The organism is Cryomorphaceae bacterium, from assembly GCA_017798125.1.
Lineage (GTDB): Bacteria > Bacteroidota > Bacteroidia > Flavobacteriales > ECT2AJA-044 > ECT2AJA-044.
Map to the genome: position 1 here is coordinate 2,604,483 of CP059070.1, position 23,374 is coordinate 2,627,856.

General features: G+C 46.9%; 29 protein-coding genes and 1 pseudogene. 28 read left to right on the plus strand and 2 right to left on the minus strand.

Features of this window, described 5'->3' with window-relative positions; translation table 11 throughout:
- The first annotated feature begins 162 nt into the window (after positions 1–162).
- From HZ996_11595 to HZ996_11695, 21 genes are all read left to right on the plus strand, one after another.
- Complete coding sequence (locus HZ996_11595; protein ID QTN39759.1) at positions 163–1,254, plus strand: hypothetical protein; 1,092 nt, start codon at positions 163–165, stop codon at positions 1,252–1,254.
- A gap of 174 nt (positions 1,255–1,428) precedes the next feature.
- Entirely contained in the window at positions 1,429–2,724 is a 1,296-nt protein-coding gene (locus tag HZ996_11600; protein ID QTN39760.1) for a serine hydrolase, read from the plus strand.
- A 249-nt stretch (positions 2,725–2,973) separates the two neighbouring features.
- Positions 2,974–4,131, plus strand: a complete 1,158-nt coding sequence (locus HZ996_11605) for a helix-turn-helix transcriptional regulator (protein QTN39761.1) — start codon at positions 2,974–2,976, stop codon at positions 4,129–4,131.
- Positions 4,132–4,225: 94 nt separating this feature from the next.
- Positions 4,226–4,915, plus strand: coding sequence for a hypothetical protein (locus tag HZ996_11610; protein QTN39762.1), 690 nt, complete (start codon positions 4,226–4,228; stop codon positions 4,913–4,915).
- Between the two features lie 211 nt (positions 4,916–5,126).
- Positions 5,127–5,882 carry an SDR family oxidoreductase gene (locus tag HZ996_11615; GenBank protein QTN39763.1) on the plus strand — a complete coding sequence of 252 codons (756 nt, stop codon included), beginning with the start codon at positions 5,127–5,129 and terminating at the stop codon, positions 5,880–5,882.
- 21 nt (positions 5,883–5,903) lie between these two features.
- Positions 5,904–6,821, plus strand: a complete 918-nt coding sequence (locus HZ996_11620; GenBank protein QTN39764.1) for a helix-turn-helix transcriptional regulator — start codon at positions 5,904–5,906, stop codon at positions 6,819–6,821.
- 49 nt (positions 6,822–6,870) lie between these two features.
- Positions 6,871–7,491 (plus strand): hypothetical protein, encoded by a 621-nt coding sequence (locus tag HZ996_11625; protein ID QTN39765.1) that lies wholly within the window; start codon positions 6,871–6,873, stop codon positions 7,489–7,491.
- Positions 7,492–7,619: 128 nt separating this feature from the next.
- A complete protein-coding gene (locus tag HZ996_11630) occupies positions 7,620–7,973 on the plus strand; it encodes a hypothetical protein (GenBank protein QTN39766.1) in 354 nt (117 codons plus the stop codon).
- 81 nt (positions 7,974–8,054) lie between these two features.
- Complete coding sequence (locus HZ996_11635; protein QTN39767.1) at positions 8,055–8,795, plus strand: hypothetical protein; 741 nt, start codon at positions 8,055–8,057, stop codon at positions 8,793–8,795.
- Positions 8,796–8,855: 60 nt separating this feature from the next.
- A complete protein-coding gene (locus tag HZ996_11640; GenBank protein ID QTN39768.1) occupies positions 8,856–9,836 on the plus strand; it encodes a carbon-nitrogen hydrolase family protein in 981 nt (326 codons plus the stop codon).
- Positions 9,833–10,255 (plus strand): VOC family protein, encoded by a 423-nt coding sequence (locus tag HZ996_11645; protein QTN39769.1) that lies wholly within the window; start codon positions 9,833–9,835, stop codon positions 10,253–10,255. The genes HZ996_11640 and HZ996_11645 overlap by 4 nt, the downstream gene beginning before the upstream one ends.
- Complete coding sequence (locus HZ996_11650) at positions 10,252–10,773, plus strand: GNAT family N-acetyltransferase (GenBank protein ID QTN39770.1); 522 nt, start codon at positions 10,252–10,254, stop codon at positions 10,771–10,773. The genes HZ996_11645 and HZ996_11650 overlap by 4 nt, the downstream gene beginning before the upstream one ends.
- Positions 10,770–11,546 carry a TlpA family protein disulfide reductase gene (locus HZ996_11655; protein QTN39771.1) on the plus strand — a complete coding sequence of 259 codons (777 nt, stop codon included), beginning with the start codon at positions 10,770–10,772 and terminating at the stop codon, positions 11,544–11,546. Before HZ996_11650 ends, HZ996_11655 begins: the two co-directional genes overlap by 4 nt.
- 70 nt (positions 11,547–11,616) lie before the next feature.
- Entirely contained in the window at positions 11,617–12,270 is a 654-nt protein-coding gene (locus HZ996_11660) for a phosphoribosylanthranilate isomerase (protein QTN40047.1), read from the plus strand.
- A gap of 4 nt (positions 12,271–12,274) precedes the next feature.
- Complete coding sequence (locus HZ996_11665; GenBank protein QTN39772.1) at positions 12,275–12,817, plus strand: GNAT family N-acetyltransferase; 543 nt, start codon at positions 12,275–12,277, stop codon at positions 12,815–12,817.
- A complete protein-coding gene (locus tag HZ996_11670) occupies positions 12,814–13,290 on the plus strand; it encodes a GyrI-like domain-containing protein (GenBank protein ID QTN39773.1) in 477 nt (158 codons plus the stop codon). Before HZ996_11665 ends, HZ996_11670 begins: the two co-directional genes overlap by 4 nt.
- On the plus strand, positions 13,287–13,955 hold the full coding sequence (locus tag HZ996_11675; protein QTN39774.1) for an HAD family hydrolase: 669 nt from the start codon (positions 13,287–13,289) through the stop codon (positions 13,953–13,955). The genes HZ996_11670 and HZ996_11675 overlap by 4 nt, the downstream gene beginning before the upstream one ends.
- Positions 13,956–14,018: 63 nt before the next feature.
- Positions 14,019–14,414, plus strand: coding sequence for a VOC family protein (locus HZ996_11680; protein ID QTN39775.1), 396 nt, complete (start codon positions 14,019–14,021; stop codon positions 14,412–14,414).
- A gap of 112 nt (positions 14,415–14,526) precedes the next feature.
- Entirely contained in the window at positions 14,527–15,114 is a 588-nt protein-coding gene (locus HZ996_11685) for a TIGR00730 family Rossman fold protein (protein ID QTN39776.1), read from the plus strand.
- An 8-nt stretch (positions 15,115–15,122) separates the two neighbouring features.
- Positions 15,123–15,821, plus strand: a complete 699-nt coding sequence (locus HZ996_11690) for an alpha/beta hydrolase (GenBank protein QTN39777.1) — start codon at positions 15,123–15,125, stop codon at positions 15,819–15,821.
- Between the two features lie 115 nt (positions 15,822–15,936).
- On the plus strand, positions 15,937–16,782 hold the full coding sequence (locus HZ996_11695) for a carboxypeptidase-like regulatory domain-containing protein (protein QTN39778.1): 846 nt from the start codon (positions 15,937–15,939) through the stop codon (positions 16,780–16,782).
- A gap of 14 nt (positions 16,783–16,796) precedes the next feature.
- Here HZ996_11695 and HZ996_11700 read toward each other — a convergent pair whose 3' ends face one another.
- Together HZ996_11700 and HZ996_11705 are read right to left on the minus strand one after the other, a co-directional pair.
- Positions 16,797–17,378: a TetR/AcrR family transcriptional regulator gene (locus tag HZ996_11700; protein ID QTN39779.1), complete on the minus strand. Its 582-nt coding sequence runs from the start codon at positions 17,376–17,378 to the stop codon at positions 16,797–16,799.
- 86 nt (positions 17,379–17,464) lie between these two features.
- Entirely contained in the window at positions 17,465–18,220 is a 756-nt protein-coding gene (locus tag HZ996_11705) for an SDR family oxidoreductase (GenBank protein ID QTN39780.1), read from the minus strand.
- A gap of 205 nt (positions 18,221–18,425) precedes the next feature.
- Here HZ996_11705 and HZ996_11710 point away from each other — a divergent pair, with 205 nt between their 5' ends.
- The 7 genes and pseudogenes from HZ996_11710 (at position 18,426) to HZ996_11740 (ending at position 23,310) form a co-directional block, all read left to right on the plus strand.
- Entirely contained in the window at positions 18,426–19,379 is a 954-nt protein-coding gene (locus HZ996_11710; protein ID QTN39781.1) for an aldo/keto reductase, read from the plus strand.
- 190 nt (positions 19,380–19,569) lie between these two features.
- Positions 19,570–20,448: an alpha/beta hydrolase gene (locus tag HZ996_11715; GenBank protein QTN39782.1), complete on the plus strand. Its 879-nt coding sequence runs from the start codon at positions 19,570–19,572 to the stop codon at positions 20,446–20,448.
- Entirely contained in the window at positions 20,445–20,930 is a 486-nt protein-coding gene (locus tag HZ996_11720; GenBank protein QTN39783.1) for an SRPBCC domain-containing protein, read from the plus strand. The genes HZ996_11715 and HZ996_11720 overlap by 4 nt, the downstream gene beginning before the upstream one ends.
- 7 nt (positions 20,931–20,937) lie before the next feature.
- Positions 20,938–21,849, plus strand: a complete 912-nt coding sequence (locus tag HZ996_11725) for an AraC family transcriptional regulator (protein QTN39784.1) — start codon at positions 20,938–20,940, stop codon at positions 21,847–21,849.
- A gap of 105 nt (positions 21,850–21,954) precedes the next feature.
- A complete protein-coding gene (locus HZ996_11730; GenBank protein ID QTN39785.1) occupies positions 21,955–22,491 on the plus strand; it encodes a hypothetical protein in 537 nt (178 codons plus the stop codon).
- A gap of 50 nt (positions 22,492–22,541) precedes the next feature.
- The gene (locus HZ996_11735; GenBank protein QTN39786.1) at positions 22,542–23,162 is read left to right on the plus strand and encodes a DUF523 domain-containing protein; all 621 of its coding nucleotides are present in this window, start codon (positions 22,542–22,544) and stop codon (positions 23,160–23,162) included.
- Between the two features lie 52 nt (positions 23,163–23,214).
- Positions 23,215–23,310: pseudogene (locus HZ996_11740) on the plus strand (VOC family protein).
- The last annotated feature ends 64 nt before the right edge of the window (positions 23,311–23,374 follow it).

Genomic DNA, 23,374 nt, shown 5'->3' on the forward strand with positions numbered 1-23,374 from the left:
AGGTGAGCGCTTGAGCATCGCGCCGTAGGCGCATAAAGGCCGTCATTCCTTTTTTATACATTCTTGAAAGACCTCGAATCTTGGCAGCCTTCTTATCTTGTAAGTGAATCGCAAGGCGCCTGTTCTTGCCAGCTAACCGCTCGTCACGATAAAGTTCAATAAATGAGAATAACCACCTTCATCGTTATTCTGGCCATTCTAGTTGGCTGCACCTTCAGTAGTAAGTCTAATTCAGCGTCTGATAATTCGGCTCGTACAGAACTGAAGAAATGCGACTACAATAACGAAGCAATTACTCGGTATTATCTTCTAACGAACAAGGCCGAATTGGCCATTTGTGATGGTGATTTCGACACAGCATCTAAAAATTACTCCTTGGCCTTTCAGGAAATCGAAAAACCTTTTGGTCCTGATGTTTATAATGCTGCGCTTTCAAATCATCTCTCCAATAACTTAGATGAAAGGAATCTGAACCTTCAACTACTGGTCAATAATTCGGATGATTTGAGTTTGATAAAGTCCATTTTCGTCAGCACTTATGTAGATGAGAACCTCTGGGATTCCCTCGTAGAGAATAGAACGATCGACTATGACTCACGATTAAGAAGTGAATTCAAATCAATGTGGGAAAGAGATCAGATGTTCAGGCCCATGTACGATACTCATGATGACACCATTCAAGCTAATCGAAGGGTCAATTTGAATAGGATACTCTCCATAACGGATTCTGTTGGCTTTCCTTCTCAAATAGAACTCGGTTTTAAAAGATCCTTACGCGGGCAAAATCATGACGTGGTATTGGTTCATACATCTCAAAGAAGAAGTAAGGATAAGAGCATCATTGATCTTGAGCCCATTTTTTGCAAGGCCGTAAACGAGGGGCGATTTGATCCGGAACAAGCAATCTCTTACCTCCATTTCCAAAATGATGAGGATAAGAGACATTTTGAAGCTTACCCAACTTGGCAATACAGACATCACTTGTTGCCGGATTCTCTGAATGACAGAATATGGCTCGTCCCGTTGAATGTGGAAGAATATGAGCGGTCTAATGAAGTAAGAAGAGAATGGAATGCTGATCAATTAGAGGACATCGCCACCAAATCTGAATTCATGTCCAGAAGCGACATACCTTTTCTGTTCACCTCGGTGATGACCTTTGTTGAAAATTTACCGGAAGACCTTACTCAGGAAGAGGCTTTGGGACGGTATGAAATGGCTACTTCGGATAAAGTGCTTTACGCAGAAGAGTAAAGAAAACGGTGGCTATTAAGTGGTAAGGGCGTACTTCGATAGCTCATGGCCCATGTATGGTATTGAACTGGTCAACAAATGTTCTTGTATGTATAAGTGAGGCTCAGGTTTCAATGGCTCATAGTTAAACAGATTCAAGTGGCCATCGTGTACTAGCTAAAAAAAATACTTGACATGAAGATTATAATTTTAACCCTGGTATTTGTTTTCAGCGTTCAGGTCTCTGCTCAAAATCATTTGAACGCAGAAGATTCAGATCCCAAAGCAATGGGATGGATGCAGGGTTTTCCCCCGCCTCAAGACAGCATCATATCGGCAATAGACGGAAGCTTCTTTCAGTTTCCAGCATTGCGTTATAGCGTTTGCCACATGCGAGAATTCATGCCTACAGCGGTTGTGAAGGCCTCAAGTGATAAACAATACACCTTTAGCCAAAAGCCAGATGAAAATATTGACAACATAAATTTTACCCCTTGGAATAGCCCTGAACCTATGACATGGGAACAATCGCTCTCCGAGAATTATACAGACGGAATTCTCATTTTGCATAAAGGGAAAATTGTATACGAAAGATATTTCGGTGAATTAGAACCCGAGGGGGTTCATGCTGCTATGTCGGTGAGTAAAACTTTCACGGGTACCCTGGGTGCTTTGCTCGTTGAGGAAGGTCTTCTTGATGAAGATAAAACTGGGGCCGATTATATTCCTGAACTAGCCCATTCTGCCTTTGGTGATGCAACCGTTCGACAGATTCTGGACATGACCACAGGATTAAAATACAGCGAAGACTATTCTGACCCGAAAGCCGAAATCTGGGCTTTTTCTGCGGCAGGCAATCCGTTCCCTAAGCCCTCGACATATTCAGGACCAACAAATTACTATGACTATTTGGTAACGGTTCAAAAAGAAGGCGAGCACGGATCGGTATTTGGCTATAAAACGATCAATACCGATGCGTTGGGGTGGATAATATCTCGTGTTACGGGAAAGAGCATCACCGATCTTTTGTCCGAACGAATCTGGCAACCTCTAGGCACCGGTGTCGATGGCTATTATCAAGTAGATGCCGCTGGAATTCCTTTTGCAGGAGGCGGTTTTAGCGCAAACCTGAGGGATATGGCCATGTTTGGAGAAATGATTCGGAATAATGGGAAGTTCAACAAACAACAAGTCCTTCCAGCCAGTCTTGTCGAGGACATAATGAATGGAGGGAGCAAGGAGGCCTTTAGCCAATCGTCCTATGGGACTTCGCTAGAAAACTGGAGTTATCGAAATATGTGGTGGCATACAGGTAATGCACACGGGGCATTTGCTGCTAGAGGTGTTTACGGCCAAACCATATACATCGACCCTAAAGCAGAAATGGTCATTGTGAGGTTTGCTTCCCATCCGGAGGCAAAAAACTCGAAAATTGACCCGACCAGCTTGCCCGCTTACCAAGCAGTTGCGGAATACTTGATGAATAAATGAAAGCTAAAGGCACAACATAATCTAAGCGCTGTTTAGCTGAGATCGATGATGCCAGTCCCTTCCCAACAGCTTGCAACTGGGTGGGCGCTTGAGCATCGCGCCGTAGGCGCAAATTCTGAATCTCGTTTATTTAGCGCGTCATACAGGCCTGAGACTTCATTTCTTTACTCCGGTCTTTCTTATCTTCCCTTCAATATGGCAAGGCGCTTGCCCTTGCTTGCAAATAGTTGATAAACGCATCTTCGAGAAATGAACTATGTATACGCCGCTTCGGGCGCAATCATTGCCATTTTTGTTTTTTTGATTCTGAAGAAGAGGAAGAAAGCAATTGCGGACTATCTGCTTATTCTTGTAAACCTTCTTATCGGCTGCTTTATACTAGCTGATGTTCTGGTCAACTGGAAGCTGACATCGGAAACGGTGATCTTTCAGAATGCCATTCCGCTCCTCTTGTTTCCGGTTTTCGTGTTTTACCTCCTTCAATTTACACATGCAAAGAAGCACCTAGCAAAGACTTGGTACCTACTCTTTTTACCATTTGTCCTTTTTTGTGCGCTTTGCTTTATCGACCATTACCTCCTACAGAATTATAAATCGGCCGAAAGCATAAGCGAGCATTTCAACGCACCGAGTATTTGGTATCAGCTGATCTTTAAAGGCTCCCAATTGACCTTTATAGCGGTACTTATCTATACCCTTAGATTATTAAACCAATTTGAAGAGGAATTGAAGCAGGGATTTTCGACGATCGAGACCATAGATGTGCGCTGGTTAAGGCACTTTACATGGATATACTTGGGGTCGATTTCCATCACCTTTATCCTATTCTTGGGTCAAAACCTCGGCTTGATTCCTTTCGAAGTCAATCAAGTGTTCGGGATAGTATACGGGATATTGACTGTTTCCATGTTCTACATGAATTATCAAGGAATCCAGCATTACACGATTTCGCAGGTATATTCAGGTAGCTCCATCAATGATTTGCCGACCGAAAAGAAAGCCAATAGTGATGACACTGATCATTCTGAAACGAAGTCAATTCAGTTAACGGATGAAGAACAGAAACTTGAAGCGGAAATATTGAAGCAAATAGAGGAACATCAGCTTTACCTTGATCCAAAATTTAGTCTTGATGAATTAGCTGGTCATTTAGGAAAAAGCAGACACCAAGTATCAAGGGTGATCAACTCAAAAGAACATAGATCCTTCTACGATTTGATAAACAGATATCGGGTTGATCATCTTAAAAATCTATTGAAGGACCCATCAAATTCCTCATTTACTATTCTATCGCTCGGATTAGATAGTGGATTTAACTCAAAAGCTTCTCTGAATCGTATATTCAAGAATATCAGTGGCTTAACCCCAAAACAGTACCTTGATCAAAAGTCTCAATCTGTCGGATAGTCCTTAAAATTGGTCTCATTCTATCGGATGAGGCGATTGCCTACTTGCTTTGGCTCAGATTTGCACTCAGTTAATCTTCAAATCAAGTAAAAGAATGAAAAGGATCGGATTAAAGATGTGGGTACTGTCCCTCTTGTTGATCTCATCAGAAGTTGTAGGACAGGAAAATACGGATGATAAATTCACGGAGATCAAAGCGAATTTATTGTTCGGTTTAAATCAGCCTCTTTTGGGCGGATTCAATATCGAAGGAAATCTATTCTACCACAGGCTAGCCTTTGACTATTCCCATGGCGTATCGCTCAATCTAGACAATGAATACCTAGATGAAGAAAACCAACTTACTGGGATTGACGTCCATATTCCATGGACCACAGGTTTTGGGGTAGGTTATCGATTCAATGACTGGTTCAATCTTCGAGCTGAACCAAAATGGCACAAATTTGAATTGTACCATATGGACGAAGCTCAAATCGAAGATAACTTGATTGATTCTTACACCACCTTCACCTTTGGGATAGGCGCCTACGCGAACATTCAGCCCTTCAAACGACAGAATAACTTCTTGAAAGGTTTCATGATTGCACCCAGTATTCGTTGGTGGCCCAGAGTCTCTTCATCTTTAGAAAACGATGAACTCGAGTTTTACAGCAAAGCTCTGGAGCAGAATGTCACGCACGAAGCCCTTCAAGTTGGTATTTCCAACACTCCATTAATTGTAAACATCAGTATTGGGTATAGCTTTGGCTGGGAAAAAGAGTCTAAAGCCCAAAGGCTAAACTAAGATGAGGACTACTAAGGGGATAACCAATTCAGCTTTTTAGAATATTCTCGGAAAACTCGATAGAACGCGCACGCCCCGCAGTTCTCCCCTCAGAGCCTTGAGTCCTACCCTATCCCATCCAAAAATAGATTTGGATAAGACATCCGTAGATTTAGCACAATAGCTCCAGTCCTGGTTGCTGAATTTTGTCCTAGAATTTAAAATCAAAGACATGAGTTCTAAGACAGCAATTATAACAGGAGGTAGTCGCGGACTAGGAAGAGATATGGCCCTTAACCTGGCCAAAGACGGTGTTGACATCATCTTCTCCTACCATCAAAATGAAGCGAAGGCACAGGAAGTCATCTCGGAAATAACCGCTATGGGCCAGAAAGCCGTGGCCTTTCAATTTGATGCCAATGACTACACCAGTGGACAAGCGTTCATTAAAGAGGCCTCGGATTATTTGAAGAAGGAAAACGGCAACAGCAAATTCGATTTTCTAATCAATAATGCGGGAACGGGTACGTTCAACCTAGTCTCCGATACAACAGAGGAGCAGTTCAATGAAATGATGAATATTCACCTCAAGAGTGTTTACTTCATGACACAAGCTGCTTTGCCCTATCTTAATGATGGCGGAAGGATCGTCAATATATCGAGTGGATTGTCTCGCTTCAGCTTGCCGGGGATGTCCGCATACGCCGTAATGAAGGGCGCCATTGAAGTATTTACGCGCTATCTGGCGAAAGAACTAGGTGGGCGCAAAATCACAGCGAACGTCATTGCCCCTGGCGCCATTGCAACGGATTTTGCGGGTGGAAGCAATAAAGATGAAGAGAAAGCAGCCATTATCTCCAGTATCACGGCCCTTGGACGCGTAGGAGAGGCTGAAGATGTAGGTGGAACCGTTGCCTTCCTCTGTTCGGATAAAGCCGGTTGGATCAACGGACAGCGCATTGAAGTTTCAGGAGGAATGTTAGTTTGATGTAGATTTCAAGGAATAACCATGGCAGAACTAAGACACTTTAAGAAGGTCAGCGACTATCATAAATTGGCAAAACTGCCGGCACCCGAACATCCTTTAGTGAGCCTTGTGGACTACAGTCAAGTGCGGTATCCCGATGACGTTGCCTCTCTCAGGTGGAAACAGGATTACTACACCATCGGGCTTAAGCGCAACGTTCCGCACAAGATGTTCTACGGCCAGCAAGACTACGATTTTGATGAAGGCCTGATGACCTTTGTGGCGCCCAACCAAATTATGGGCCTTGCCAACAACCCCAATGTCAATAGCAGTCAGCCTTCTGGTTGGCTGCTACTGGTGCATCCCGATTTCTTGTGGAACACCGCCCTTGGCGCCACCATCAACGAGTATGATTTCTTCGGCTACAACGTAAACGAAGCGCTCTTCCTATCGGAGAAGGAGGAAGAAATGATCATTGATCTGCTGACGAGCATACAGAAGGAGTATCAATCGAATATTGACCAGTTCAGTCAGAAGATCGTCATCTCTCAAATTGAGCTCTTGCTGAACTTTGCGGAGCGCTTTTACGCCCGTCAGTTCATCACTCGGAAGATCTCGAATCATCTGATCCTGTCACAGCTTGAAACGATATTGAACGATTTGTTCCGATCCGATCAATTAGTCGAACAAGGGCTACCGACTGTGCAAGGGGTAGCGGACCAACTGAACTTGTCTCCCAACTATCTGAGCGGAATGCTCAAGTCCTTAACGGGACAAAGCACACAACAGCACATCCACGACAAGTTGATCGAAAAGGCCAAGGAACAACTTTCCACCACGCCCCTATCCATCAGTGAAATAGCCTATGGTCTGGGATTCGAACATCCAGCATCTTTCACCAAGCTTTTCAAGAACAAAACCGATATGTCGCCCTTGGAATTTAGGAAGGCTTATAATTGACGCTGCGCAATTCTTCGACCCCAATCGCCTACATGATCTGCGCACGTACTTGGAAAACGCCGCCGAGGCTCAAATTCCTATTCGCCCGCCCTACGGCATTCAGTTAAATCGTTTTGGCATGATGCTGGACCTACGGTCCGAAGGCTACTTGGCCGCACCTCATTTCCAAGCGTTTTACAACATGATCATGGACCGATACATGCGGCCAGTAGCCCGCTTGTTGCTCGGCACCTACGGCTATGACCAACAAACCTTCGGCTTTTCCATTCAGTACAACCCGGACAAGGACAAGGATCTAAATCCGCATACGGACGCCTCCGCGGCCACCTTGAACATCAACATCAATCTTCCCAATGAGTCCTTTACCGGTTCGGAGGTCGACTTTCAAAACCATTCAGCGGGCAGAACCGTGCGGACCGTTTTCAAGCCGGGCCTAGCCATTATTCACCGCGGAAATGTGCCTCATGCAACACATCCCATCACCAGTGGTCAACGCAGCAACCCGGTCACCTGGCTCTACGGTGAGCGCATGCAAATACCAAGAGGGCATTCCAGTAGTTACGGAGGTGTTGGCGTAGCCTCGCCTGGAGTAGCTATTCCTCAAGAAGTCTCAGCCCAAGAACGCTGGCAAGTACCAACGGCACCAAAAGATGAATTTGCGCCATTTTAATGGGATATTGCGGCCTCTTAGAAGAGTGGAAATGATAAAACGTACGGTGACTAGTCGTGGAGAACAAAAACTCGTTTCACTCGTAAACCATAAGTACTGGTCATAAACCGACCAACAATACGATACTTATGAAGTTACTCCTTGCTCTCTCGATTACCCTCTTTCTTTGCTTTGATAGCAGTGCTCAGACCGAATTTGTCATTGAACCTTCTCAAAGCATGGTCATGACGGGAAAGGGCCCCGGTCAAGATGCAACCATCAACCCATACTACGGTCAGGATTGCTATGCACTAGTCGAGAATATTGGAAAGCGTGCATTCTCCATCAGAATTCAGCAAGGGACAGGAATTGTTGAGGAAATCTCCATTGCGAAAGACGAACTCGTAAAGGTGAAGCTCTTGAAGGGGTACTCGCTTTTCTTGGATCCCAATCCAGAGGGTGTGGCACGGGCCCTTGTGGACTACGAGAAGATGGAGGATTAGTCCTTTCTGTCGCAGGTCTAGGCCTTGACATACTCCGGACTTCTCTTCGGTCGTTAGATATTTGACCATAACCCAACGATCATGAATCTTCTTCTGAGAATTTTAGGCCTGTCTTTGTTCTTGGTCTTTGTCACGGCTTGTGCAAAAGATGAGGACGAAAACCCCAATACCCAAAGCACTTCCAGCAACAAAATTCTTCCTCTGGGAGCCTCGAGAGTCCAAGGCGCAAGGCCTGCTTTTGAAAGCTATCGATACGAGCTTTGGAAAGACTTGAAGGAAGGGGAATGGGCTTTTGACTTTATCGGCACCGTGTCGGATCCTTTTTCCTATCCCTTGGTCGATGGAGAGGAGTTTGACCGAGACCACGAAGGACGAGGAGGATGGACTTCTGGACAGATTTTAAACAACCTGGATGACTGGCTTGAAGAAACGGGATCTCCAGATATCGTGCTTTTCAGCTCGCCAGGAGGAAATGATGCTCTTCAAGGGAAGTCCTACGACACCGCGGTTCAGAATGTCAATGACATCATAGACCTCTTGCAAAGTGATAATCCCAATGTGACCATTATTATTGAGCAAATGGCTCCGGGTCGTTCGGACATCATGACTGGTGTGCTCCAGGTCTTTTTTAATCAAATGCAGCAAGAAGTGGTGAATATTGCTGCGAATCAAAGCACTCCCGAATCTCAAGTTATTGTGGTCGATATGTTCACAGGATTCGACGACAGCTACTTAGCAGACGAAGTTCACTACAACGAAACGGGCGCGGACTTTATCGCTAGCCGATACTATAGCGTACTTCAGACAGTGTTGGAAGATTAAGACTATCTTGTATACGGCGCTCTACCGCCCGAGCATTTTTAACCTCAATACTTCTAATCGGTGAACAACACCCTCAACATTGGCATGGCCCAAATCGCCCCGATTTGGCTGAACAAGGAAAAGACGCTTGAGAAAGTCCTTGCGTACATCGAGAAGGCGGCGGATCAGGGCTGCGAGCTCTTAGTTTTTGGAGAAGGGCTGCTTCCCGGGTATCCGTTTTGGGTTTCGCTGACCGATGGAGCCGCTTTTGACTCCACCATCCAAAAAGAACTCCACGCCCATTATTTGCGAAATGCCGTTCAACCCGAAGCGGGTGACCTCGACGAGGTATGCCGGTTGGCAAGAAAAAATAAGATGGCGATCTACCTCGGCATTATTGAGCGAGCACTGGATCGAGGAGGCCATAGCCTGTATTGCTCCTTGGTGTACATTGATTCCGAAGGGGTAATTCAATCCGTTCACCGCAAACTCCAACCAACCTATGAAGAGCGCCTTACTTGGGCACCTGGAGATGGACACGGATTACAGGTACATCCACTGAAGGCCTTTACCGTAGGTGGACTAAACTGCTGGGAGAACTGGATGCCCTTATCAAGAACAGCGCTGTATGCCATGGGTGAAAACCTACACATAGCCGTATGGCCGGGCACGCTAGACAACACCAAGGACATTACGAGATTCATCGCGCGGGAGTCACGCTCTTTTGTGGTCTCCGTTTCCAGCTTGATGCGTGTAGAGGACTTTCCTCCCAACACGCCTCACCTAGACGAAATTTTGAAAAAAGCGCCTTCCACCTTGGCCAACGGAGGATCTGGAATCGCCGGCCCCAACGGGGAATGGATACTGGAGCCCGTTACGGAAAAGGAAGGCCTCATCACGACGACCATTGACTTCAACCGCGTGCTCGAGGAACGGCAGAACTTTGACCCCGTTGGACATTATTCTCGGCCCGATGTTACACGCCTCATCGTTAACCGGGAGCGCCAGTCTGTTTTGGGTGAAGAACGTTCACATATTCCTGATGAAACTGATCAAAAATGACCAACCCTTTTCACTTAGCCATTCCAGTACGAGATCTCGAACGTTGCCGAGCTTTTTACAAGGAAGTTTTGCAATGTGCTGAAGGGCGGAGCTCTGACCATTGGGTCGATTTTGATTTCTTCGGACACCAATTGGTCATACATCAAAAACCCGCTGATGCTCAGGATGAACGGGCCATTTCAAATCCGGTGGATGGTCACGACGTCCCTGTCCCCCATTTTGGTGTTGTCCTCGACTGGGCTGACTGGGAAGCTTTAGCAGAGAGGCTCAGGGCACAGGACATCACCTTTGTCATTGAACCGCATATACGCTTTCAAGGCCAAGTGGGTGAACAAGCCACTATGTTCTTCATGGACCCCGAAAACAATGCCCTTGAGTTTAAGGCCTTCAAGGACATGAACCAGCTATTCGCCAAATGAGCGCCCAAAGTGATGCCAAAATAAAAGGGCCACGAATTGTCCTTCGAGCCATTGAGTCCGAGGATGTGGGAAACATATTTCGTGGGCTCTCACATCCCAAAGTGATCCAGCACTACGGCGTAGGCTATTCGAGCTTAGAAGAAACAGAAGAGCAAATGAAGTGGTTTGCCCAACCGGAACAGATGTGGTTTGCCGTTTGCTCAATTGAAGGTGAATTCTACGGTGCAGGTGGATTTAACGCTATTTCCAAGCCGAAGGAAACAGCGGAAATAGGATTCTGGCTGCTCCCGGAATACTGGGGCATGGGCATCATGAATGAGGCCATGCCTTTGCTCTGCGCATTCGGGTTTGAGGAGTTGGGGCTCAAACGCATTGAAGGCTATGTCGAAACGGATAATATGAACTGCCAGAGAGCCATGGCCAAGCTAGATTTTGAGAAAGAAAAGACCCTCCTAGACCATGAGGTTAAGAATGGCCGTTCCATTTCCGTAGATGTCTTCATTAACTCGCGACCATGAAAATTTCCAGCTATGTAAGCACCATGGCTACAGCCTTCCTCATCATATCCTGTGCGCCTCAAGGGACGGAGGATATAAAAGTCACCGGAGCTCAATTAGAAGTTCTTTTCCATGACTGGTGGACGTATCACAATGAAAACCTAGTTCTGTCTGCCGAATTTGAAGCGCTTGATGAGGACGGAGGCACCATCACCAAAGAAGCTTTTCTCGAGGCATTGACTACCGAGGTCTACATCCCCTTGGAAAGGGAATCTCCCTCGGATAAGCCCTTTTATCAGCTTTATCGTCTGGGGCCAAAAGCGGATTCGGACATAGGCCCAACCATGGCGAATGAAGCGCAGACCTTCTTACAGTACTTCCGGCTGGAAGGAACCCAATTCCCTGACTTTTCTTTTACCGACTTGGACGGCATGACCTACACCAAAGAAGGCACTAAGGGCCAGGTTTTGGTGCTCAAGACCTGGTTTATCAACTGCGGCGCTTGCATTGCGGAGTTTCCGGACCTCAATGAATTTGTGGAGCAGAATGAGGACGGAAAGGATCTCCTATTCATCAGCCTGGCTACCGACAGAGCACCTGCCTTGGAAGAATTCTTGATTGGAAGAGAATTCGCCTATACCGTTGTCCCAGAGGCAGGACCCTTCATTCGGAAAATTGGACTTCGGATTTATCCGACCCATATCATTGTAGACGGGGACGGAGTCATTCTGAAGGTCGTAAACAAGGCCTCCGAAATGATGGCCTTTTTGGAAGGACTGGAGCTGGCTGGATAGAGCAAAGAGAAGCATCGCGCCGTAGGCGCAAAATCCAAAAGTCTCGCCTATATTCGTCTTTGTGAAGGCGATCCGTAACCCTCGTGTGAAAATTTGCTGCATCAGCAGTCTTGATGAAGCGCAACTGGCTATTGATGCCGGGGCTTCTGCACTAGGGCTTGTTGGGCCAATGCCGAGTGGTCCAGGGGTGATTGACAACGCCCTTATTGCGGAGATTGCGCGGATGGTTCCCCCTCCTATCGCCACCTTTCTCTTGACCAGCGAGACCCGAGCAGCGGATGTTATTGAGCGCCACAGGCTCGTTCAAACCTCGACCATTCAACTCGTTGACGCACTTCCCTTGGAGGACTACGGAGTACTTCGGAAGGCGCTTCCGCAGGTCAAGCTGGTCCAAGTTATTCATGTTTTGGATGAAGGATCGGTTGAGGAGGCCCAATCGGTTGCCCCGCACGTCGATGCTATTCTGCTGGACAGCGGTAATCCGAACTTAGACGTCAAAGTATTGGGCGGAACCGGAAAGACCCACAATTGGGCCCTAAGCCGTCGTATCCGCGCTGAAATTCCGGTACCCGTTTTCTTGGCGGGCGGGCTACGTGCTGAAAACGCGCGTGAGGCCATCGAAAGCGTAGGGCCTTTTGGTTTGGATCTGTGCAGTGGCGTACGGACCGATGGTGCGCTTGATCCACAAAAACTCCAGGAATTCTTTAAAGCTGTGAATACTTAGTCCTATGGAATACGCCTTTACTTCCGATCGATTGGGTTTTCGAAACTGGCAGGATGAGGACTTGATTCCCATGGCGGCCATCAATGCCAATCCCGAGGTTATGGAGTACTTCCCTTCGACTCAAGATGAACGGCAAACCGCGGATTTTATTGGTCGTATGAAGGATCAGTGGGCTCGACTTGGGTTCTGTTATTTCGCCGTCGAGGAACTGGAGAGCAAGGCGTTTATCGGCTTTATTGGGCTGTCCGAACAGCACTATGAGGCCTTTTTTAACCCGAGCGTGGACATCGGTTGGCGGCTCGATCCTCGATATTGGGGCAAGGGCTACGCCACGGAAGGTGCAAAGCGCTGCTTGGAATACGCCTTCGAAGTGGTCGAGCTGCAGCAAGTCGTTTCGGTGTGCCCGAAAATCAACAGCAAATCGGAGCGTGTGATGCAGAAGATCGGCATGTCGGAGGTCGCCGCCTTTGACCACCCCCTACTCGCCTCTTCCCCCGAACTGACGCGCTGCCTCTTGTACGAAATGAATAACCCTCGTCGCGCATGACCCCTAGAATCGAAGAACTACCACCTAAAAAACTGATCGGTCTCCACCTCTCAATGAGCTTGGTCGAGAACCGAACCGGACCTCTTTGGGCTCAGTTTGCACCAAGGATCAAGGAAATTGGAAACCGCACTTCTGAGGACAAGATTTCCCTGCAGATCTATCCGGAGGATTATTATAGGGCCTTTCGGCCCGATAAGCTCTTTACGAAATGGGCGGCCGTCGAGGTAGTGGATTGGTCTCAAGTACCCGATGGGCTGGATACGCTAGAACTTCATAGCGGGTTATACGCGGTTTTCGACTACGTGGGCTCTAGCGCGGATCCTTCCATTTTTCAATACATCTTCAATGAATGGATTCCCAACTCTGACTACCTAGTGGACGACCGACCACATTTCGAGGTTCTCGGGGCCAAATACAAGAATAACGACCCTAGCTCGGAAGAGGAAATCTGGATTCCCATTAGGCCGAAATGAAGCTCTTTGTATTTGACATTGACGATACCCTGACCCGGAGTGAATCCCAGCATCAAACCTCCTATGCCCAAGCCATGCGGGATTTTGGAATAACGGACATTGATGAAAATTGGAAGGGCTACCTCCACCATACGGACAGCTACATCTTGAGTGTGAACTATGAACGCAATCTTCCGGGCCCTTTTGATTTTTCATTTATCGGTCCGTTTGAAACGCGCATGAATGAGCTCATTAAGACCAAGCCACCGGTATCCGAAGTCCCCGGTGCTCGAGAAGCCGTTGATTTCATCCGAACTCAGGGCTATGCTGTTGCCTTTGCTACTGGCTCTTTATTGGAACCCGCACTCCTGAAATTGAGACAAGCAGAGATCAATCATTCCCCAGAATTGGTTGTCGGTTCCAACACCATTTTTGAACGCGAAGGCATAGTCTCCGAAGCTGTAGAGCGTGCTCGAGCTCACTACAGTGTCCAAGACTTTGAGCACATCATCTCTGTGGGAGATGGGCTTTGGAATTTGACCACTGCTCAAAACTTGGGACTGCACTTTATGGGTATTGGAACCAAGAATTTGGAGGACTTCAATAAACACGGTCTCGAACTCCACATCGAGGATTGGACTTCGTTTGACTTAAGCGTGATGGAATCAGCCTTGGGAATTGCTTGAATCTCGAGCTTGCGAAAGCCCGCTCATCTTCCTTAAATTGTACTTCCTATTTAACCGAAAACCATGAGAGTTACACTTGTAAGTATCCCTGTTCGCGACCAGCAAAAGGCATTAGAATTCTATACCGACATCCTCGGTTTTGTGAAGAAAAAAGATGAACCCGTCGGTGGTGGAAACCGGTGGTTGACCCTGGTCGCCAAAGACTGGCAAGACGGTCCAGAACTTCTTCTAGAACCTGCTCCCAATCACTTTGAACCTTCTAAAGTTTTCCAAGAAGCTTTGAAAAATGCCGGCATCCCTTGGACCCAATTGGACGTGGATGACGTAGAAGCGGAATACGCACGATTAACGGATTTGGGGGTCGAATTCAGCGTCCAACCGACCGCTATGGAGACCGTGAAGTTTGCCATATTCGACGACACCTGCGGAAACAACATTCAACTGGTTCAATACCTTTAATTCAGCCTATAGACAATAACTATAGGATATGTTTAAGTTCTGTTATCCAGTAATTTAATCAGCTTTACCTAAACAAAATTCTGATTTTTCCACTCAAGATCCTGAAGACACTATGACCATTAAACGTGTCTGCGTCTACTGCGCTTCAAGTGCTAAGATTGACCCTGTATATTTCGAAGAAACGAGGAGATTGGCTAGGGCTTTAGTCGCGGCGGATATCGACGTCGTTTACGGAGGAGGTGCGGTTGGACTGATGGGTACACTTGCGGATACCGTCATTCAAGAAGGCGGCCGGATCAAAGGCATCATGCCCAAGTTCATGAACGAGGTGGAATGGGCGCATAAAGACGTCACGGACTTTGAGTTCACCAACACGATGCATGAACGGAAGGCAAAGTTTCTTGAAGGTATCGACGGACTCATAACCCTACCCGGCGGAAGCGGCACATTAGAGGAATTTTTTGAAGCCATTACCTTGAAGCGATTGGGGCAATTCACCAAACCCATTGTGGTGCTCAACACCAATGGGTTTTACGATCCTTTAAAAGAGTTACTGGAGATGTGCGTCTCTCAAAAATTCATGCACGAAAAGCACTTGGCGATGTGGGATATCGTTGACCGCGTTGAGGATGTGCTGCCAAGTTTGGAGAATGCACAAGCCTGGGATGACGACCCACTCAGCTTCGCCACCAATAAATAATCACCCTGATGAACAGCCTACCCCACCTACTGCTCCTTCACGGCGCTCTGGGCAGTGAACAGCAACTAACAGCACTTCGTCGTGAAATGGAATCCTCCTTTAACGTTCACTCCTTGAATTTTGAAGGACACGGTGGGTCGCCATCGGGCCGTCCATTTTCCATGGAGGGTTTTGTCGAGAATGTTCTGGCCTACCTGGATGCAAACGACTTAAAAAGCGCAAACATCTTTGGATACAGTATGGGTGGATACGTTGCCCTTCAATTGGCTCGATCTCATCCAGAACGCGTGGAGAAGATTGTGACCTATGGAACTAAGCTTGACTGGAGTCCAGAGGCTTCTGCCAAAGAAGTGCGGATGCTGAACCCCGATGTCATTGAAGAGAAGGTGCCTAAGTTTGCCGCGCATTTGAAGGCCACTCATCATCCCGATCACTGGCGAGATGTTTTGGCGAAAACAGCTGACATGATGCTCGACCTTGGCCAACGTCCTCGTTTGACGAATTCTACTTTTGCCGAAGTGAGTTGTCCCGTACTCGTGTGCATTGGGTCGGAAGATCAAATGGTGACCCTAGCCGAGAGTCAGAACGCTGCAGAACACCTATCCCAGGGGACACTACTCGAGCTCAATGGATATGTACACCCCATCGAGCGCGTCGATTCCAAAGCACTTTCAAAGGAGGTACAAGCATTTCTCATCGGCCCTTAGAAACGTGATTTACGCGAAAAGTGAGTTTTAAACGGAGGCGATTCCGTTGTACTTTGCATGGACGAGTGTTGGCTGGGTGTAGTGGCATCGCGCCGCAGGCGCAAAAATTCTGCTTATGAAGGCTCTTATTTTAACCATTCTATTGGGCTTGACTTCAATCTGGGCCATGGGGCAAACCTATTCCGGGATGGTGGTGGATGGGCAATCCAAGGAGGCAATCGCCTACGCAAATATTGGGGTATTGAACAAAAACTTAGGGGTGATTTCGCGGCCCGATGGACGATTTTCAATTGATCTGTCCCTAGCCGATCCATCTGATAGTCTGGCGTTTTCCATGATTGGGTATGCTCCCTTCTACGTTGTGGTCGGTAACCTGAACTTTGAAAAGGGTGAAGTGGCCTTGCAACCCACCTCCTACGAGTTGAGCACCATTGAGGTTTCGGATAAGGAACGGGCCAAGTTTGAGAAGTTCGGCGTCACCAAACCGAGCAAGACGACTACGGGACACAGCGGGACTGATGAATTTGGTTTCGGCGGTGAATGGGGGCTGAAGATCGGGAACCAAGGGCAGCGCTATTGGCTCCAAGACGTTCAGTTTCACTTGCGTTTCAACACGGTGGACAGCGTGCTTTTTCGGGTCAATATCTATTCCGCAGAGGCAAATGTTCCCGGCCCTTCTATCCTGCATGAGCCCATCTTTGTAACGGCCCGTAAAAAGGAAAAGTGGATTGCAGCGGATGTTGCCGAGCAGCACCTCATCATAGATTCGGACCTCATTGTCACCTACGAAGTCATCCGAATCTGGTACAGCGAAGATGGAGAAAACCACCTCTACTTCACGCACGCCGAGAAAGCTCCAAAGGGGATGACGTTTAGCAAGGGTTCAAGCTTCGACTCGTGGAAGCTGAATGAAAAGCCGCCCGTGGCCATTTTTGTCAATGGGCGTTTGTTGGGGGATTGATTTAGAAGGCTTCTTTAATCCAGTACGCTTAAGATGACCTTCACGGAATTCATCAAGTCGCTTTTGCTCGGATTGACCTTGGAAACGACGCGGAGCCCGCTGTAGTAGGTGAACAACAAGGACGCCGTGGCTTTAAGGTCTTTTCCTTCAGGGATCTGGCCTTGTGATACCCCTTTTTGAAGATATTCTTCAAATAGCTGTTCAAAGGATATTCTATTCTCTTCTAGAATCCTGGAAATCCGTTCATCTCCTGGGATTAATTCTGTAGTGGTGTTGACAACAAAACAGCCCTTCTTTTCTGCATCACTTAAGGATTGATCAACCGCCATTTCAAAGAGCTTGTAAAAGCCTTGTTTGACCTGGGGTTCATCTTCGAAGAATTGCGCTATAAAGGCGGAGTTGGTCTTTCGATAATTCTCGAAGGACTTGAGAAAAAGCTGCTCTTTGTCTCCGAAAGTATCGTAAATGCTCGCTCGATTGATGCCTAAGTGATCGACGAGATCTTGAACGGACGTAGCAGAATAGCCCTGCTTCCAAAACAGGTTCATGGCCCGCTCCAGGGTTTGTTGTTCGTCGAATAGTTTTACTCTAGGCATGAGCTAAAAATGTGGAAGTGATCTTACTCACTTCCACAAAATTAGGTTATTGGAACTTTCATTCCAAAATGGTTCAAAAAAAGAGATCAGGACAGGAGCGGATTGACATTGATTCCTCCGTCAATATTGTATTCAGATCCTGTGATAAACGAGGCATTGTCTGAAGCGAGGAAAGCCACCAACTTGGCAATGTCTTCGGGCTGTCCAAAGCGCTTAAGCGGTACGCGATTCTGCATGGCTTCTGCAAAGCCGTTCAATTGCTCCTCTGGCATACCAGTCTTTCCAAAAATTGGAGTGTAGACCGGCCCAGGATTTACGGCGTTGATTCGAATTTTTCGTGGGGCCAGTTCTGTTGCCGCGGTACGTGTGTATGAATTCAACGCCGCTTTCGACGCCGCGTATACGGCCGTGTTCGGCATCCCCGTGTAGGCGTTCACAGAACTCAGGTTAATAATGGATGCTCCATCGTTCAAGACGGGGATGAACTTCTCAGTCGTAAAAACGGCTCCTTTGAAGTTGATGCCCATTTGATGATCAAACATCTCTTCTGAGATTTGGCCAATGGGAGCCGGTTGAAAAATACCCGCATTCACAAAGAGCACGTCTACTTGACCAAATTGACTCTTTACTTGCTCGACCAAATCATCAATGGCAGATAAATTTCCGACGTCAGCCACAATCCCCTTTACTCCGAGTTCACTAGAAGCAGCTTCAACTTTTGCACTGTCTCTTCCTGTAATCACTACTGTTGCACCCTGATCTTTTAACTCTTTGGCCGATGCATAGCCAATGCCACTATTACCTCCGGTAACAACAGCCACTTTTCCATTCAAATCACTCATTGGTTTTATTTAAAGTTTATTTTGGAATGTTCGTTCTGTTTGCAAACGTAAGGATAATAGAACGATTGTTCCAAATAAAAGTTCGTTTTCTGATTTTGCCCCTTTCAGTAGGGTAATTGAGCATCTATGACTTCCTCCTGCTCTTCAGTGGGATCTTTGAAGTATCGTATAGAATACCCTAACTTCCATAACCTAAGTTTAAGACATGCATACACTCCCATTTTTGAATCAAGATGAAATGCCTATTCTAGGCCTAGGCACATGGAAATCCGCGCCCGGCGTCGTTGGAGCAGCCATTATTAAGGCTATTGAAATTGGGTATCGGCACATCGATTGTGCGGCCATTTACAACAACGAAGCTGAGATCGGGGAAGCCTTCAAAGAGTGCTTTGAGCGTGGGCTGGTGAAAAGAGAAGAGCTCTGGATTACCTCCAAACTCTGGAACGATGCCCATCTTTCCCAGGATGTACGCCCTGCCCTTCAAAAAACACTGAACGATCTTGGGCTCGACTATCTTGATTTGTACTTGATTCACTGGCCGATTGCCTTTAAAAATGGACTGGCCTTTCCTTCAGGGCCAGAGGATTATTTATCCCTAGAAGAAGCCCCGTTGGCCGAAACATGGAAAGCTCTTCAGGAAGCACAAAATGAAGGGTTGGTTCGGCATATTGGCACCTCTAACTTCACAGAAAAGAAACTACAGCAACTGATTGATGTCGGTGGACAAAAGCCCGAGCTCAATCAGGTAGAACTCCACCCCTATCTGCAACAGCAGGCACTGATCGATTGGTGCCATGAGCGTCAAATTCACGCCATGGCCTATTCGCCTTTGGGATCAATGGATCGACCCGATTCCTTTAAGAAAGAAGGAGAACCCATTCCGCTTGAAAGTGAAGTCGTGGTCCGAATCGCTGAGCAAAATGGAATATCCCCTGCTCAGGTTTTGATTCGTTGGCAAATGCAGCGCGGAGTCTCCGTGATTCCTAAGTCCACGAATCCGAAGCGCCTCCAAGAAAATTTCAACACTTTGAGTGTAACGCTCAGCGATGAAGACATGGAAGCTTTAGCCTTACTCGATCAACACAAGCGTATAGTTGACGGCTCTTTCTTTGTTGCCCCCGAAAAGGGATATACCGTTAAAACTTTGTGGGATGAGTAATCACTCCCTCTTGGGGCACTTGCCTCGGCTGAACGGACACCATCCAAATACTTTTTTTACTAGCACATAAGCGACAATTCAAGGAAAATTTAGCCTTTCTGTAATATGGTTTATTCAATCAGTATTATGATTTATTCTGGGAGGCCATCGCAGAATACATTTGCTTTTGAAACATGTAAAAACCAACCATATGTTAGGAAAGCAAATTTCAGATATGATGATCAAGCCGGGGAAATCTCCGGTCTTCGAAACCCCTGAGCAATACGAACTAGATTATGAAGATGTCACGTTCAGAACCGATGATGGAGTGACCTTATCAGGTTGGCTCATTAAAGGAGGAACTGATCGTGTCATTATTCAATCTCATTTTGGAGTTCAATGCTCACGGTCTGGATTTACCGTTGAAGGTAAAAATCGGATGGAAAAGTCTCTTTGGAACAAGGACATCCATTTCCTTAACCAAGCGAAGTACTTAGTCGAAGCCGGCTACTCCGTTCTCATGTACGATATGCGCAACCACGGAGAAAGTGAACAAGACGGATGGATAACGTGGGGGCTTAAAGAGCGAAAAGACACTGTTGCTGCGATTGATTTCATTCTGAACCACCAGGATTATCGACAAGCGGACATCGGACTGCTTTCCATTTGCATGGGACAAGCAGCCAGCACTTTTGCGTTCGGATTGGAGCCAAAAATGAAGGAAAACCCACAGATCAAGGCTATGATCTCCGTTCAACCACTGACCTATGACTACTTCGTTGCAAATATGGGATTGCCCATGTTCTTGGTAAACTCAGGGAGTAAATACAGCAAAAACAAACGGGACACGGATCTAACTGGCGATTCCTTCTTACCTTATGTCCAAGACGTTTCCGTTCCTACCTTAGTTATTCAAAATTCGAACGATCCGATGACCGACTTGGACATGGTGAAGCGCTATTTTAATGACCTCACGGTGGAAAAGGACATACTCTGGTTGGATCTAGATAAGAAACGAGCGGCGGCGTACGACTGGATCGGCAAAAATCCAGAGCCTGTCCTTGGCTGGTTTAACAAACACTTAAAATGAAGAGGCTCATGATTATCGGCGGGCTAGCTGTCGCTCTATTGGTGATTTTGTCTTTGACAGGGCGTAAATCTGTACATCACGAAATCGTTATTGAGGCAACACCAGAGGAGGTTTGGACCGTTCTGACAAAACCCGATGATTTCGCTATTTGGAATCCAACCATGCTGTTGCTGTCGGGATCTGTCAAAGAAGGAGCCAAAGTTCAGTATCAGTTTACACAAGTAGATGGAGAAAAGAGCGAAATAGGCGCCCGAGTCCACCGAATTATCCCCAACGAGCTACTTAATCAGAAAGGCGGAATTCCGCTCGTTCTTACCTTCAATCACTCTTATATTCTGGATTCTGAAAACTCGAATACTCGGGTTACGATTCATGAAGAATATCGAGGTATAGGCGTACATTTTTGGAACCCAAAAAATGTTGAACTGGCGTACGCCCGTTTGAACGAAGCCCTAAAAGAACGCGTAGAAAGCACCAAGTAATCCCAGCATGAAAGAGATCGTTCACCTCAAATCGATACGGGAGGCACATGATTTTTTGAGCCTTCCCGTTCCTGAGCACCCACTCATTTCTGTTGTCGAACTCAATGATCGAATCATCAACTACGACTACGGAGAAACCAAGTTTTTGTTCGACTTTTATCAAGTAAGCCTGAAATCCGGTTTTGCTGGTTCCATGCTCTATGGACGGAATTCGTACGATTTTGAAGATGGTTCTTTGACCTTCATAAAGGCCGGCCAGGTCATTCAGATGGAACGGCTGCACGATCCAGTCCAAGGTGGGTCTGGATGGACGCTACTGTTCCACCCCGATCTTATCCGAAAATCCGACCTCGGTATTTCTATTGATGACTTCTCCTTCTTCCATTACGATATTCATGAAGCTCTTCACCTTTCCGAAAAGGAAATTCAATCTCTCGATGATTTAGTGAAGAAGATTAGAGAGGAATACCAGCAGAATATCGACAAACACAGTCAGGAGCTCATGATCGGAAATATTGAAATGCTACTGAAGTACAGTAAGCGGTTCTACGATCGGCAGTTCTACACTCGGTCCAATTTAAATCAGGACATTTTGGCTTCCTTTCAACGAATATTAAAAGCCTACTACTCTTCAGATAAGCCGGCCGCTTTTGGCATCCTGTCCGTCAAGGAGTGTGCCGATGAGCTGAACTTATCCGTCAACTACTTTGGCGATTTAATGAAGGCTGAAACGGGCCGATCAGCTAAGGATCATATTCAGGACTTTATCATAGAAAAGGCCAAAAACCGCTTGCTTTCAAGCAATCAAAGTGTCAGTGAAATCGCCTACGACCTCGGGTACGCCTATCCACAAAGCCTCAATAAAATTTTCAAGGCTCGAGTGGGTGTAAGTCCGAACCAGTACCGTAGTCAAAACTAATTCCATTCATTAGATTTTAGATGCCCTAAGTTTTTGCGCCTACGGCGCGATGTCTTCAATTCAAACTTTGTACTTTCAAGGCTAGGTCCTTCAAGATCAGCCCCTATGACACTTTCTCGAAAGATTGGCTTTCGCCTCAAACGCTTATACCTAATTGGCTTAGCCCTTATTGTCTCCTTGCCTGCAACGGCGCAATTGCCGGATTCAGATCAAAGAGCTCTAGAACAGCTCACGGTCGATTTCAAAAATGCAATCAAAGACAAAGACAGCACCGCATTCAACGCCCTGTTCTTTAGTCCTTCGGTTGATTTTACCGGTATTATGTCCGAGAAAACGGAATGGTCCATTAAAGAAGGCTACCCGGAATTTGAAGGGATCGCAGTATCCGATCACCGGAGCTTTATTCGCGACATCTGCAAGGCCGACGGCCCCCAGGAAGAACGGTTTTATCATGTGAAGATCGACGCAGATGGAGCCGTCGGGACGGTTCGGTTTGACTATTCTTTTCATTCTGGATCAAAGATGATTCAGTGGGGACACGAGATTTGGAATGTGGCGAAAGACCAGGAGACCTGGTTAATCACCGATGTGGTTTACTCGATACACTTTCCTCATGTTGAACCCTTTTTGGATGGAGAGTAATGGGTGGAAATGAGGCATCGCGCCGTAGGCGCAAAAAAAGGAAAGGAACAATGACCGATAAGGAGCATCTACAGAAGCTGCGGGAACCTACGGAAACGGATCCTCTTCGCGTGCTCATGAGCGCTTGCTTGGTCGGGGTCCTTTGCGGCGTTGATGGCAGCAGTAATGGCTCGTATCCGCATATTGTTGAGCTAGCCCAGCGACCCAATGTGAAGGTCACTTCCTTTTGCCCGGAGGACTTCGCTTTTGGAACGCCTCGAACTACGCCGGACCTTGAAGGTGGGCATGGCGCGGATGTGCTGGATGGGAAGGCACGCGTGATTGATGAATCGGGCCGAGACCTTACGGAGGGCATGCTGGCCGGGGCCTACAAAATGTTGGAAACCGCTCAGGAGCATGACGTTGAGCTCGCTGTTTTGATGGACATCAGTGCCGCTTGCGGAAGTCAAGTGGTTTACGACGGACATCGATTTTCTTCCGAACCCAAATATCAAATCGGCATGGGGGTATGTGCCGCCTTGTTGGATCGGCATGGATTTAAGATCATCAGTCAACGAGACTATCGATCCCTAGACCTGCTCCTCGCCAAATTGGATCCTAAACATGTGGCTCAAAAAGATGCCTTAGACCATGACGAGACCGAGTGGTTTCAATCCTACTTCAAAACTTAAACGAATCGCTGTGCACCAGAGAATTGCCCATATCGCCTTAGTCGTCCGCGACTACGGAACAGTAGCTGTATTTGAAGACCTCTATGGAAACAAGTGGGATTTCATACAACCTACGGAGCTTCACAGCGGGCTGTTGAATGGGTCTTAGGGCATGGGCGAATGGTTCGCCAAAAAGTATACACATTGCGAAAATCCGTTTAAGTGGTTCATGG